The organism is Haloferax mucosum ATCC BAA-1512, assembly GCF_000337815.1.
GTDB classification, from domain to species: domain Archaea; phylum Halobacteriota; class Halobacteria; order Halobacteriales; family Haloferacaceae; genus Haloferax; species Haloferax mucosum.
On sequence record NZ_AOLN01000018.1, the window covers coordinates 312,331 to 324,864 of the forward strand.

14 protein-coding genes are annotated in these 12,534 nt (G+C 64.6%); 6 read left to right on the plus strand and 8 right to left on the minus strand.

The window, feature by feature from the left end; translation table 11 throughout:
- Positions 1–165 precede the first annotated feature (165 nt).
- Both gatA and gatC read right to left on the minus strand, forming a co-directional pair.
- Positions 166–1,437 (minus strand): Asp-tRNA(Asn)/Glu-tRNA(Gln) amidotransferase subunit GatA, encoded by a 1,272-nt coding sequence (gene gatA, locus C440_RS14275; protein WP_008321289.1) that lies wholly within the window; start codon positions 1,435–1,437, stop codon positions 166–168.
- Positions 1,438–1,716: an Asp-tRNA(Asn)/Glu-tRNA(Gln) amidotransferase subunit GatC gene (gatC, locus tag C440_RS14280; RefSeq protein WP_008321290.1), complete on the minus strand. Its 279-nt coding sequence runs from the start codon at positions 1,714–1,716 to the stop codon at positions 1,438–1,440. It abuts the gene before it with no gap.
- Positions 1,717–1,921: 205 nt separating this feature from the next.
- Between gatC and C440_RS14285 the strand changes: the two genes are divergently transcribed.
- Together C440_RS14285 and C440_RS14290 are read left to right on the plus strand one after the other, a co-directional pair.
- Positions 1,922–2,920: a transcription initiation factor IIB gene (locus C440_RS14285; RefSeq protein ID WP_394324853.1), complete on the plus strand. Its 999-nt coding sequence runs from the start codon at positions 1,922–1,924 to the stop codon at positions 2,918–2,920.
- A 51-nt stretch (positions 2,921–2,971) separates the two neighbouring features.
- Positions 2,972–3,445, plus strand: a complete 474-nt coding sequence (locus C440_RS14290; protein ID WP_008321292.1) for an NUDIX hydrolase — start codon at positions 2,972–2,974, stop codon at positions 3,443–3,445.
- A gap of 58 nt (positions 3,446–3,503) precedes the next feature.
- On the opposite strand, the gene C440_RS14295 is transcribed toward C440_RS14290, so the two are convergent.
- Together C440_RS14295 and C440_RS14300 are read right to left on the minus strand one after the other, a co-directional pair.
- Positions 3,504–4,595 carry an asparagine synthetase B family protein gene (locus C440_RS14295; protein WP_008321293.1) on the minus strand — a complete coding sequence of 364 codons (1,092 nt, stop codon included), beginning with the start codon at positions 4,593–4,595 and terminating at the stop codon, positions 3,504–3,506.
- Complete coding sequence (locus C440_RS14300; RefSeq protein WP_008321294.1) at positions 4,595–5,278, minus strand: PHP domain-containing protein; 684 nt, start codon at positions 5,276–5,278, stop codon at positions 4,595–4,597. The genes C440_RS14295 and C440_RS14300 overlap by 1 nt, the downstream gene beginning before the upstream one ends.
- 228 nt (positions 5,279–5,506) lie before the next feature.
- Here C440_RS14300 and C440_RS14305 point away from each other — a divergent pair, with 228 nt between their 5' ends.
- Positions 5,507–5,941 (plus strand): CBS domain-containing protein, encoded by a 435-nt coding sequence (locus C440_RS14305; protein WP_049915962.1) that lies wholly within the window; start codon positions 5,507–5,509, stop codon positions 5,939–5,941.
- Positions 5,942–6,046: 105 nt separating this feature from the next.
- Entirely contained in the window at positions 6,047–8,155 is a 2,109-nt protein-coding gene (gene purL, locus C440_RS14310) for a phosphoribosylformylglycinamidine synthase subunit PurL (RefSeq protein ID WP_008321296.1), read from the plus strand.
- Between the two features lie 152 nt (positions 8,156–8,307).
- On the opposite strand, the gene C440_RS17850 is transcribed toward purL, so the two are convergent.
- On the minus strand, positions 8,308–8,481 hold the full coding sequence (locus C440_RS17850) for a DUF7550 family protein (protein ID WP_169317798.1): 174 nt from the start codon (positions 8,479–8,481) through the stop codon (positions 8,308–8,310).
- A 138-nt stretch (positions 8,482–8,619) separates the two neighbouring features.
- Positions 8,620–9,243, minus strand: a complete 624-nt coding sequence (locus C440_RS14315; protein ID WP_008321298.1) for a hypothetical protein — start codon at positions 9,241–9,243, stop codon at positions 8,620–8,622.
- Positions 9,244–9,402: 159 nt separating this feature from the next.
- Between C440_RS14315 and hisF the strand changes: the two genes are divergently transcribed.
- Together hisF and C440_RS14325 are read left to right on the plus strand one after the other, a co-directional pair.
- Positions 9,403–10,215: an imidazole glycerol phosphate synthase subunit HisF gene (hisF, locus tag C440_RS14320; protein WP_008321299.1), complete on the plus strand. Its 813-nt coding sequence runs from the start codon at positions 9,403–9,405 to the stop codon at positions 10,213–10,215.
- A 203-nt stretch (positions 10,216–10,418) separates the two neighbouring features.
- Positions 10,419–11,018, plus strand: a complete 600-nt coding sequence (locus C440_RS14325; RefSeq protein WP_008321300.1) for a DUF1684 domain-containing protein — start codon at positions 10,419–10,421, stop codon at positions 11,016–11,018.
- Positions 11,019–11,138: 120 nt separating this feature from the next.
- Here the strand turns inward: C440_RS14325 and C440_RS14330 are convergent, their stop codons facing one another.
- Together C440_RS14330 and C440_RS14335 are read right to left on the minus strand one after the other, a co-directional pair.
- Positions 11,139–11,429 (minus strand): DNA-directed RNA polymerase subunit L, encoded by a 291-nt coding sequence (locus tag C440_RS14330; protein WP_008321301.1) that lies wholly within the window; start codon positions 11,427–11,429, stop codon positions 11,139–11,141.
- Positions 11,430–11,455: 26 nt separating this feature from the next.
- Positions 11,456–12,442 carry an MBL fold metallo-hydrolase gene (locus C440_RS14335; RefSeq protein WP_008321302.1) on the minus strand — a complete coding sequence of 329 codons (987 nt, stop codon included), beginning with the start codon at positions 12,440–12,442 and terminating at the stop codon, positions 11,456–11,458.
- Positions 12,443–12,534 lie beyond the last annotated feature (92 nt).

Here is a 12,534-nt window from a genome sequence, read left to right on the forward strand (position 1 = left end):
CCCGGTGAGTCGAAAACGTGGACACACGCGTACACGCCAACTCTCGACGACCCGGAGCACGGGGGCGGGATGCAGTACCACATCAGATGGCGCGACGGCTCGGAGTCGGTCGAGATATCGGTCGAACCGTCGTCGTAACCTGTCCCGCGAAAATAGTCGCGTCGCTTAATTTTCGACCGCGGACGCGGCCCGGACGATAGTCTCTTCACCGAACTTCGGTCCGATGAGTTGAAGACCGACCGGTAGGCCCTCGGTCTCGCCCGCGGGGACGGAAATCGCGGGGAGGTTTGCGAGGTTCACCGGCACGGTGTTCGCGTCGGCGAGATACATCTGGAGCGGGTCGTCGAGGCTCTCGCCGAGTTCGAACGGCGGCACGGGCATCGTCGGCGACGCGAGCACGTCAACGTCCTCGAACGCCGAGTCGAAGTCCTGTTTGACCCACGCGCGGGCGTCTTGAGCCTTCGCGTAGTACTTGTCGTGATACCCAGCCGAAAGAGCGTACGTGCCGAGGAGGATGCGACGTTTGACCTCGGAACCGAAGCCTTCCTCGCGGGCGCGAGCGAAGGCGTCGTTCCAGTTACCCTCGTAGCCGCCGGATTTGCCGTATCGGACGCCGTCGAAGCGCGCGAGGTTCGAAGACGCTTCGGACATGGCGATGACGTAGTAGGCGGCGACCGCCTTCTCGATAGAGGGCATGCTCACCTCGTGGTACTCCGCGCCCTGTGCTTCGAGTTCGTCCAGTGCGTCCCAGAAGGCTTCTTCGACGCCTTCGTCGGCACCTTCGACCAGTTCGGTCGGGACGCCGATAGTCAATCCTTCGACGTCGCCGTCGGCGGCCGAGGCGTAGTCGGAGTCCGCACCCTCGTCGTGGGTCGTGCCGTCTCGGTCGTCGGGACCGGCGATAACGTCGAGGAGTGCGGCGGCGCCCTCTACGGTCGGCGCAATCGGGCCGATCTGTTCGAGGGAGTTCGCGTAGGCGATGAGACCGTAGCGCGAGACGAGACCGTAGGTGGGCTTGATGCCGACGACGCCGCAGAACGCGGCGGGACAGCGAATGGAGCCACCCGTGTCGCTTCCGAGCGCGAGGTCGGCCTCGCCGGCGGCGACGGCGGCCGCAGAGCCACCGGAGGACCCGCCGGGGACGCGCGTTTCGTCAACCGGGTTCTTGGTCGCGCCGAACGCGGAGGTCTCGGTGGTCGTCCCCATCCCGAATTCGTCCATGTTAGCCTTGCCGACGATAGTCGCACCGGCGTCTTTCAGGCGCTCGACGACCGTCGCGTCGTACGGCGGGACGTACTCTTCGAGCATCGCAGACCCGCAGGTCGTCCGCAGACCTTCGGTCGAGATGTTGTCCTTCACGGCGATTGATTTCCCGGCGAGCGGGCCGTCGTCGTCGCTTTCCAGCGTCTCCTTCGTGATGAATGCGTTCAGCGACATTTAGGACACCCGCGGACCCTTGAAGAAGCCGTCTTCGGTCTCTGCGGCGTTCGAAAGCGCCTCTTCCTGTGTCAGTCCGTCGCGGACCTCGTCGGGGCGCATCACGTTCACCAGTTCGTCCTCGCGGTTGACTTCGGGTACCTCGTCGAGGGCGTCGAAGTATTCGAGGATGTCCGCGAACTGCGTCGTGAACTCCTCGACCTCGTCCTCGTCGAGGTCAACCCGCGCCAACTCGGCGACGTGTCGTACCTCGTCGGCGTCAACGGGCGTATCGCTCATGTATCGGAGGTAACGGAGACCGGGAGTAAGGGTTTCGGTGTGCGACGTTTCGTCTTTGTTGCGTTCTCCGAATTTCCGGACCTACTTCGGCCGCGCAATCGGAAATCTACCCAATTTCGTCCTCGACTCGCCGTCAGATATAAGTAATCGCCCTCAATACGAATAGATGGAGAACGACCGTTCCCAGTTGCTTCTCTCGCACACAATGACAGAAAGTGTCCGACGTTTCACGACCGACAACGCGCGCGTGCGCAATCAGAAATCTAGAGATACCAAGCAGAGCGAAAGCGACCGAGAGCAGACGCTTTCGTGTCCCGAATGCGGCTCGGAGGCTCTCGTCTCCGATTCGGAACACGGAGAGACAGTCTGTGACGAGTGTGGTCTCGTCGTCGAAGAAAACGAGATAGACCGCGGGCCGGAGTGGCGCGCGTTCAATTCCTCGGAGAAAGACCAGAAGTCCCGTGTCGGTGCGCCGACCACCAACATGATGCACGACAAGGGGCTTTCGACCAACATCGGCTGGCAGAACAAAGACGCCTACGGCCGGTCGCTGTCGTCCCGACAGCGCGAAAAGATGCAACGGCTCCGCACGTGGAACGAGCGGTTCCGCACCCGCGACTCCAAGGAACGGAACCTGAAGCAGGCGCTCGGCGAAATCGACCGCATGGCATCCGCGCTCGGTCTCCCCGAGAACGTCCGCGAGACAACCTCGGTCATCTACCGGCGTGCACTCAACGACGACTTGCTCCCCGGCCGTTCCATCGAGGGCGTCGCCACGTCCTCGCTGTACGCCGCGGCCCGCATGGCCGACACCCCCCGCTCGCTCGACGAGATTACGAGTGTTTCGCGCGTCGAAAAAGACGAAATCGCCCGCACCTACCGCTACGTCGTCCGCGAACTCAAACTCGAAATCAAGCCCGCCGACCCCGAACAGTACGTGCCGCGGTTCGCCAGCGAACTCGGCATCTCGGACGAATCAGAGCGTCGCGCGCGTCAACTCTTGAAAAACGCCAAAGAACAGGGTGTCCATTCAGGGAAGTCGCCGGTCGGTCTCGCCGCCGCCGCAGTCTACGCGGCCTCACTTCTCACCAACGAGAAGGTGACTCAAAACGAGGTCTCCGATGTTGCGAACATCTCCGAAGTGACGATTCGCAACCGCTACCACGAACTCCTCGAAGCCGAAGAACAGACGCAGATTCCCTAACCGGCCCGGTCTTTTCGTAACACGGATATCATGCCGACCGTAGCCACGGGTATGGAGACCACCCGACATTTTACCGCCACAGTGTACATCGTCAACGACGGCGCGGTCGCCCTTCACCGACACGAACGCCTCGGCATCCGTATCCCGCCGGGCGGCCACGTGGACCGCGACGAACTCCCGCACGAGGCCGGCCTGCGCGAAGTCCGCGAGGAGACGGGTCTCGACCCCACGCTCGTCGACGATACCGACTCGGTTCCGGCACCCGACGGCGAGGTGCTTCCGCACCCGCGATACCAGATGCTCTACGACATCAACGTTCACGGCGACGGGTCGGTCGGCCACCAACACATCGACCACGTCTACTACGCCCGCGTCGGCTCCCGCGACATCGACCCTGCACCGGGTGAAGCCGACCCCGACGTGTGGGGCTGGTACGACCCGACCGACCTCCGCGAGAGCGACCTCGACGAAGACACAGTACAAATCGCGCTGGACGCTATCGAAGTCGTTTCAGACGGTCGCTAACTCGCCGCTCTTGGCCCGTCTCGGGTCTGTCGGCCCGTCTCGGGTCGCATCAGCCGCCTCACTCCAACAGCGACCGCACGTATTTTTCGACGTGATTGTCCATCCGGCGTTTGAACCCCGCCTGCCGGGCGAGGCGGTCGAGTTCTCTGGACGCGTAGGTGCCGTACTGCACCGCCTTCTTGTCAGCCTCGGCGACCGACGACGGGACGAGACCGCTCGCGGCCGCTCGGAGGGCGACCTTCCGACGGTCGCCGTCTACGAGTAAGTCGTCTGGAAGCGGGAGTGCGGTTTCGACGACACGGTCGTGGAGAAGCGGGCAAACCGGCTCGACGCCCGCCGCGCGAAGTGCGAGCACGTCGCGTTCGAGTTGGTCGGGGAGAGTCTGAATCATCTCGCGGGCCGCGCCGCGAACCGTCTCGGCCGCGACGCGGGGGTCGTCCGGTGCCTTGGCGACCTTGGCGTAGCCGCCGAACAGTTCGTCTGCACCCTGTCCGACCGCGAGGCGGTCGTAGCCGTCGGCGGCGACCCGTTCCGCGAGCAGGTACAGCGGCAGGACGATTTGGATGTCCATCGGGTTCGTCCGCCCGAGCGCATCGACGAGTTCGGGGACGGCGCGTTCGAGGGCCTCGTGAGAGAGTTCGACGACGCGGAGGTCTCGACCCATCGCATCGGCGGCGTCGCGGGCGGCGGCGACGTCGTGTGAACCTTCGAATCCGGCGACGTAACACGGGGCGTCCGGGACGCCCGCGGCGACGACCGCGGAATCGACGCCACCGGAGAACGCGACTGCGAGGCCGTCGTCGTCAACCGACCGAACCGATTCGGCGACGGCGGTTCGGACGCGTTCGAGGGCATCCTCGCGGTTCGGTTCGACGGGTGGGTCGGGGAGCGTCCAGACGCGTTCGTCGTCGCCCGCGGAATCGCCTGTCAACCTGCGAGCGTGCCCCGGCGGAAGCGAAACTGGGTCGGTGAGGTTGCGGTGGTCGAACGACCACGTTTCGGGGTCGTCGCGCTCAAAAAAGAGCGGATAGCGTCCGAGTACGTCACGAACCAGACGGTCGTCGATGCCGCCGGCGAACCCCGCGGTTCCGGGAAGCGGGTCGCGGTCGGCGAGTGCGCGGTGAACGACCGACGTGTCTGCGCCGTGCATCAAAACAGGTCAGAGAGGGCGTGTTTCACGCGGCGCTTCGCTCCACCGGCGGCCTGCTGGAACGAGATGCGCCACGGGGTCTTGCTGCCGACGACGCTCGTTTGGCCCTCGGTGATAGCGTCGAGGATGGCGTCGGCGGTTCGCGTGTCGGTGCCGACTTCGGTGACGGCTTGGCCGACCATCTCGGCGATGTGGGCGTCGCTTCCGGCGGTCATCGGGAGGTTCCGACGCTTTGCGAATCGCTCCGCGCGCTGATTTGCAATACCGGTCAACAGTCGAGAGTTGTAGATTTCGATGGCGTCGGCCGCGGCGAGTTGGTTCCGAGTGATGTGCGGTGCTACGCCGTGGCGCGACTTCTGGAAGGGATGGGGAATCACCGCGATTCCGCCAGCGTCGCGGATGCGGTCGAGCGTCTCATCGTACGAAAGCCCCGCTGGAATCAGCTCTTCGACACCGAGCGCGAGAACGTGCCCTGCGGCGCACGTAACCTCCATACCCGGGATTCCGACGAGGCCGTACTCCGACGCGAGGTCGGCGGCTTCGAGACTGGCGTCGATTTCGTCGTGGTCGGTCACGGCGAGGGCGTCTAAGCCCACCGCGACCGCCTGTTCGAGGAGGTACTCGATTGGGTCTCGTCCGTCGTACGAAAGCGACGAGTGCGAGTGCAACTCGACCGATAACACAACGTCTCCTAACGAGGGTGGCTAAAAAAGCGCCCCGGTCCCGGTGTGATTGGGGATGGTACACCACGCACAGTTCGACTCGCGTGAGCACTCGGCTTACGAGACGGTCCGCGTGCGGCGACCTACTGTTCGAACGTGAAATCGTGTGCGAATATAGATATAATACAGAGCATGACAATTATTAACATGGTGGCGAGCCGAATGTGGTGGACCACCGGAGAGAGAACTATGACCGTACGAGACATCGCCCGACCGAAAGACGAGCTAGTGACCGCGACACCAGACACGTCAGTTCAGGAACTGGCGAAGATGATGGAAGACCGGATGGTCGGCTCCGTCGTCGTCGCCGATGGCGATTCGATCGAGGGTATCGTCACAGACCGCGACATCGCGCTCAAGTGCGTCGGTTCAGGGGACGATATCTCGGAAACGACGGCGAAAGACGTGATGACTGAAAAACCGTTTACCGTGGACGCCAATACCGGCGTCTACGAGCTATTCCGGCTCCTTCACGAACACGGCGTCCGGCGCGCGCCAATCGTGGACGACGGAAAGCTGAGCGGCATCGTCACGACAGACGACCTGCTCGTGCTTCTCGAAGACGAGATGCACGAACTGACAGAGATTATCCGCGCCGAGTCGCCGCCGTACACGCCCGCGTAACCCGTCGGTGACGGTGTTGCCGGGCGATTCGCGGCGACCGACTTATTTGAGCACATTCATGCATATAGAAAGGGTTTACAATGTGCGTTCTGACCATACCAATGAATGACGCTTCCCGACGCGGACCGCGACCTCGTCGTCGCCGAACTCGGTAGAGACCCGACGCCGGCCGAGGAGATACTCTTCGAAAACCTCTGGAGTGAACACTGCGCCTACCGGTCGTCCCGACCGCTCTTGTCGGCGTTCGACTCGGACGGCGAGCAGGTCGTCATCGGTCCCGGTGACGACGCCGCAGTCGTCGCCGTAGACGACGACACGTACATCACGCTTGGTATCGAGAGCCACAACCACCCGTCGTACGTGGACCCCTACGACGGCGCGGCCACGGGCGTCGGCGGCATCGTCCGCGACACCCTCTCGATGGGCGCGTATCCCATCGCCCTCGCCGACTGTCTCTACTTCGGTGATTTCGACCGCGAGCACTCGCGGTATCTCCTCGACGGCGTCGTCGAGGGCATCGCCGACTACGGTAACGCCATCGGCGTCCCGACGGTCACGGGCGCGACCGCCTTCCACGAGAAGTACGAAGGAAATCCCCTCGTCAACGTCGCCTGCGTCGGCCTGCTCTCGGCCGACCGCCTCGTCACCGCCGAAGCACAAAAAGCCGGGAACAAACTCGTCCTCGTCGGCAGTTCGACCGGCCGGGACGGTCTCGGCGGCGCGTCCTTCGCCAGCGAAGACCTCGCCGAAGACGCCGAAACCGAAGACCGCCCGGCCGTACAGGTCGGCGACCCGTACACGGAGAAACTCCTCATCGAGTGCAACGAGGCGCTCATCGACGAGGGTCTCGTCGAGTCCGCCCGCGACCTCGGTGCCGCCGGTCTCGGTGGTGCATCCTCCGAACTCGTCGCCAAGGGCGGCTTCGGCGCGCGAATCGACCTGAACGCGGTCCACCAGCGCGAACCCGACATGAACGCCTTCGAGATTCTCCTCTCGGAGTCCCAAGAGCGCATGTGCTACGAGGTCGCGCCGGAGAACGTCGAGCGCGTGCAGGAAATCGCCGACAAGTTCGACCTCGGAAGCGAAGTCATCGGCGATGTCGCCGAGGGCAATTACGTCTGTACGTTCGACGGCGAGACCGTCGTTGACGTGCCACCGGAGTTCCTCGCCGAGGGCGCGCCGATGAACGACCTCACCGCGACCGACCCCGAACCCGCCGAACGCGACCTCCCCGACGCGGACCTCGCCGAAGCGTTCGAAGCGGTCGTCGCCGACCCCAATACGGCCTCGAAGCGCTGGGTCTACCGCCAGTACGACCACGAAGTCGGCCTGCGGACCGTCCGCCGCCCCGGCGACGACGCCGCGCTCCTCGACGTCCCCGAAGCGGACACGAAACTCGCGTTTACCGCCGGTTCCGACCCTAACTGGACGAATGCGGCCCCCTACGACGGTGCCCGCGCGGTTGCCCTCGAAAACGCGACCAACCTCGCCACGAAGGGCGCGACGCCCCTCGCAACCGTCGATTGCCTGAACGGCGGCAACCCCGAAAAGCCCGGCGTGTACGGCGGCTTCAAGGGTATCGTAGACGGACTCGCCGACATGTGCCGGGCGCTTTCGGTGCCGGTCGTCGGCGGCAACGTCTCCCTCTACAACGACTCCGTCTCCGGGCCGATTCCGCCGACGCCAACGCTCGCAATGGTCGGCGAAGCGGCCGGCCGGTCGCCCGGTCTATCGCTTACGGGCGAGGGCGACCTGTTCGTCGTCGGCACCGCGGGCGACGCGCTCGGCGGCTCGACGTTCCTCGCAAACGCAGGCGGCACGGACGCGTTCCCGGCGCTTCCCGACGCCGAAGACGCCGCGACGGCGGTCGAAACGATTCGAAGCGTCGCCGCCGCCGACTCGACGCTCGCCGCTCACGACGTGAGCCACGGCGGTCTCGCGGTCGCGCTGGCCGAGATGGTCACCGACGAAGTGGGTGCCGACGTCGCGGCCGACGACCTCGTTTCGTTCTTCGACGAAACGCCCGGCCGTGTCGTCGTCGAAACGACCGACGAAGACGCACTGCGCGACCTCGCGGGCGACGTGCCAGTCATCGAACTCGGGACGACGACCGACGATGCGACGCTCTCTGTCTCCGTCGGCGACGACGACCTCGCCTACGGTGTGGGCGACATCGCCGACCTCCGCGACGTTCTCACCCGCGAACTGGACTGACTCACTCCCGCGACGGCCGCACCCGCAACGCACCTCGCTCCCCGCTCGCTTTTTTGGCTCGTTCGCACCGATAGCGGTGACTATCGAAGAGAGAACTGAGACCTAAAAAACGGGCGTTCGAGTATATCCGGAGAGCGTCGTCGGTTGTAGGCCTATGCGAGAAAGAGCGGCAGGCCGAACGTGACGGCGAGGCCGACGGCGAGGACGACGATGCCGGTCGTGACCTGTCCCATACTGAACTCCTGCATCGGAGACGTGACTCGTCCGCTCTCGTCTGCGTGGTGGTCGTCGTGGCCGTGGTCGCCCGCGTGGTGGTCGTCGCTCATACGCGACGCGACGGGTTCGCGGTACAAAAACGCACCTAACCGTCGTCCTCGTGAATCACACGGCAAGCTGAGGTTCGTCACTGGCGGCGAGCGAGGATTTCTCACCAGTGGCGAACCGAGTCCCCCACTGCCCGGTCGTCACACGCTCGGTTCCGAGCCGAGCGACGACATCTCGAAGTGCGGGTCTTCGACGCGCCGACCGGTTAGCGTCGCCTCTCGAACCGCGGGGTCTGCATTCGGGCTGGAACGAACGCGAAGGGTAGAAACCTCGCCGACGACGGCCCGAATCCCGGTTTCGACCGCCTCACGAATGTCGTCAGCGACGACGAGCGAAACCGACTCGAACCGGCAGTCGTCAGCCGGCCCGAGTTCCGAAACGACATCGCTGTCGGCCGACTGGAGTTCGATTCGGAACTCCCACGGTGTGACGAGAAACGTGCGACGTTCGTTTTCCGTCACGGACCAGCCGCGCTCTGTCGCCCGCGAAACGACGGCCGGGAGGTCGGCGACGACGACGCCGAGGTGGTCGAACGCGACGTGCGGCCCGGGCGTCAGCGTCACGTCCACTGCGCCGCCGCGGTTCGTCTGCAACCGGAGTCGAAAGCCGTCGGGGACCGCGTCGGCCGGCGACAGCGCGCGCGAGTCGCCATCGACCGAGCCGAACCGCGCGACCGGGTCGATTCCGTGGAGTTCGAGCGCCGTCGCCGCGGTATCCACGTCGGGAACGTGGTAATGGAGGTGGAATATCTCGGGAGCGTGCACGGCGTAGTAACGCCCTGCCCGACGTATTAACTCTCAGTTCGCGGCGCGTTCGGTTCTCGCGGGACACCGTGTGGTCCAATCGGAGACATCGCGCTTTGTTTCGGCGTCTGCCGTAGTCGAAACGGTGAAACGGCTCTTGCGCCAACGGTTCAGTAGCGAATGCTCACGAAGCGCATTATCCCCTGTATCGACGTTGACCTCGACGAGGACGGAAATCCGGCCGTCTACACCGGGGTCAACTTCGAGGACCTGACGTACACGGGCGACCCGGTCGAGATGGCCAAACTGTACAACGAGGCGGGCGCAGACGAGTTCGTCTTCCTCGATATCACGGCCTCCGCGGACGGCCGCGAGACGATGCTCGACACCGTCTCGAAAGTCGCAGACGAGGTATTCATCCCGCTGACCGTCGGCGGCGGTATCCGCACCCGCGACGACATCAAAGAGACGCTCCGCGCCGGGGCCGACAAAGTCTCTATCAACACCGCGGCACTGGAGAATCCCTCGCTCATCGAAGCGGGAGCACGCTCGTTCGGAAGCCAGTGCATCGTCATCTCGGTTGACGCCCGCCGCCGCTACGACGAGGCAGGCGAGTACTACGCCGAAGTCGATGGCGAGTCCTGCTGGTTCGAGTGCACCGTCAAAGGCGGCCGCGAGGGAACCGGCGTCGATGTCGTCGAATGGTCCCGCGAGGCCGAGTCCCGCGGTGCCGGCGAACTCTTTATCAACTCTATCGACACTGACGGGACGAAAGACGGCTACGATATCCCGCTGACGAAAGCCGTCTGTGACAACGTTTCGACGCCCGTCATCGCCTCTTCGGGGTGCGGCGGTCCCGAAGACATGTACGAGGTCTTCACCGACGCCGGTGCCGACGCCGGTCTCGCGGCCTCTATTTTCCACTTCGACGAGTACTCGATTCAGGACGTCAAACAGTATCTCGACGACCGCGACGTGCCGGTTCGGCTGTAACCGACCGGGTCGCCAATACCGATTAACGACCGGCCCACTCACACGGATCGACGACTGAGTCGCAAACACCGATAGACGGCCGGGTCGTCCACGCCGGCGGTCGGTTCGCCTACGCAGACACGCCACTCGCCCGCCGCGGTCGTGCGCCTCTCACGCAGTCGGAACCTACCTTCACCTCGTCAGACGACGAACTTCGGGCCGCTATGAGTGACGACGAGTCTTGGCTCTCGGCCCTCCGACGGCACCGCGAACAGAAGGACCGCTATTTGGCGACGGACCAACACTCGCCGATTCCAGCCGACCAGCGCGAGGCGTTCGACGGCTTGGCGTACTTCGACCCTGACCCGGACCTCCGGTTCGAACTCGCCCTCGAAGAGTACGACGACCCTGAGACGATTACCATTGGCACCACGACAGACGGAGAGCGCGACTACCTCGTCTGGGGGCGCTTCGAGTTCGACCTCGACGGGGAGACGTACTCGCTCGACGCCTACCGCGCGACTCCCGACGAGGACCGTCTGTGGGTTCCCTTCCGCGACGAGACGAACACGACCGAAACCTACGGTGCCGGTCGGTATCTCGACCTCGACGCCGCCGACAGAGCGGACGACGGCCGATGGATAGTCGATTTCAACTACGCGTACAACCCGTTTTGTGCGTACTCGCCCCGGTACGAGTGCCCGCTCGTGCCGGTGGAAAACTGGCTCCAGACCCGCATCGAAGCCGGTGAGATGGATTACGACGGACCCGGTGGAGATGGGGGAAACGGCTCGAACGCCCACGGGCACGGTCACGCCGACTAAGCGACGACGCGGCGCTGTGAGGGTAAAGGGGAGGCAAAACTGCGAGTCGGTGAGAGTCGCCGAAAAAGGAGAAGTATCACTTGCCGGCCGAGAACGTAACGAGAGGTTCGCAGATGCAGATTACGCGTCGATACCGGCTTCGTAGGCCGACGTGATGTCGTCGGCGGTGGTCTGTACGCCGCGGGCGGCCTCGGCGAGGGCGTCGAGGGGGTCAACGCCGGATTCGGTCTTGATAGAGAGCACCGGGTCCGTCTGCCCGCCGGACTGTTCGGGGTTCACGTCGTAGGTTGCCGCCGTGACGCTTTCTGTTTCGAGGAGTTCACCCTTCAGCACGTTCATGAAGGTGTGGTCCTCGCCGCCGATTTCGATGCGGAGTTCCTCGTCGGTCTTGTCGATGACCCGCAGTTCCATGGCTCTCCGTTCCCTCCAGCGGCGTTTTAACGTTTCGTCTCGGGTACAGGGACGAGTTCGTCCACGTCGATGTCATCGACGGTGGTTGCGTACTCGGTTCCGTCGCGTTCGACGACACCCTCGGCGGCGAGGTGGTCGAGGTGAGCGAACGCCTCTCCCGGCCCGTGGAGGATGTGGATGTTCGAGAGGTCGCCGAAGAGGTGGGCGCTCACGGTCCACGCGTCTGCCGGGCCGTGTTCGTTGAGCACCGAAAGGACGCGCCGGGTTCTGTCGCGGTGGTGTTCGGCGATCGCGCGCGCCCGTGCCGCCGGGTCGTCGATTGGGTCGCGGTGGCCGGGCCACACGCGGTCGAACCCTCGGTCGGCCAGGCGGGCGAGGCTGTCGAGATAGGTTTCGAGCGGGCGGTCAACGCGGAGGTCCGCACCGCCGACGTTCGGGGTGTACTTCGGGAGAATCACGTCGCCGACGAACGCTTCGCGGCCGTCGGAGGCGTCGAACGAGAAGGCGCTCAAGCCGGCGGCGTGACCGGGGAGGTGGACGACTTCGAGTTCGCCGTCACCTGCGGTGATTCGGTCGCCGTCTTCGACCGGCGTGACATCGACGCGCTCGCCTTGGAGTTCGTCGTGGCCGTCGAGAAACGAGGTCAGTTCGTCGAGCGGGCCGTCGGGAATCCCCCACTCCTCGAAGCGGCGCTCGCGGATATCGCGTTCCGCGGCGACTGCATCCGGGTCTCCGGAGACGATACCGGCGTCGGCCGCGTGGACGTAGACCGATGCGTCGCTTTCGGCTTGTAGTTCGCCCGCCAGTCCGGTGTGGTCTGCGTGCCAGTGCGTGAGGACGATTGCATCGAGGTCCGCGATTTCGTACCCGACCGCGTCGAGACCGCCTCGAACGTCCCGCCGAACCGACGCCGTTGCGACGCCGACATCGACGAGTGTCGGGCGGTCGCCGGGGATGAGATAGGCGTTGTTCCGGCCTTCGAAGACGGTGTTTCCGAGCCGAATTCGTTCCATGCGGCCACCTGGCCGTCGAGGTTCATGATTATTCCGAAGCGACCCGACTACCTCTCTCACGTCGGACACCGCACACGGGTGTCGGCCGAGTC

Coding starts and splice junctions, on each gene's coding strand:
- gatA (WP_008321289.1), bottom strand. CDS start 1,437: ATGTCGCTGAACGCATTCATCACGAAGGAGACGCTGGAAAGCGACGAC.
- gatC (WP_008321290.1), bottom strand. CDS start 1,716: ATGAGCGATACGCCCGTTGACGCCGACGAGGTACGACACGTCGCCGAG.
- C440_RS14285 (WP_394324853.1), top strand. CDS start 1,922: ATGACAGAAAGTGTCCGACGTTTCACGACCGACAACGCGCGCGTGCGC.
- C440_RS14290 (WP_008321292.1), top strand. CDS start 2,972: ATGGAGACCACCCGACATTTTACCGCCACAGTGTACATCGTCAACGAC.
- C440_RS14295 (WP_008321293.1), bottom strand. CDS start 4,595: ATGCACGGCGCAGACACGTCGGTCGTTCACCGCGCACTCGCCGACCGC.
- C440_RS14305 (WP_049915962.1), top strand. CDS start 5,507: ATGACCGTACGAGACATCGCCCGACCGAAAGACGAGCTAGTGACCGCG.
- purL (WP_008321296.1), top strand. CDS start 6,047: ATGACGCTTCCCGACGCGGACCGCGACCTCGTCGTCGCCGAACTCGGT.
- C440_RS17850 (WP_169317798.1), bottom strand. CDS start 8,481: ATGAGCGACGACCACCACGCGGGCGACCACGGCCACGACGACCACCAC.
- hisF (WP_008321299.1), top strand. CDS start 9,403: ATGCTCACGAAGCGCATTATCCCCTGTATCGACGTTGACCTCGACGAG.
- C440_RS14325 (WP_008321300.1), top strand. CDS start 10,419: ATGAGTGACGACGAGTCTTGGCTCTCGGCCCTCCGACGGCACCGCGAA.
- C440_RS14330 (WP_008321301.1), bottom strand. CDS start 11,429: ATGGAACTGCGGGTCATCGACAAGACCGACGAGGAACTCCGCATCGAA.
- C440_RS14335 (WP_008321302.1), bottom strand. CDS start 12,442: ATGGAACGAATTCGGCTCGGAAACACCGTCTTCGAAGGCCGGAACAAC.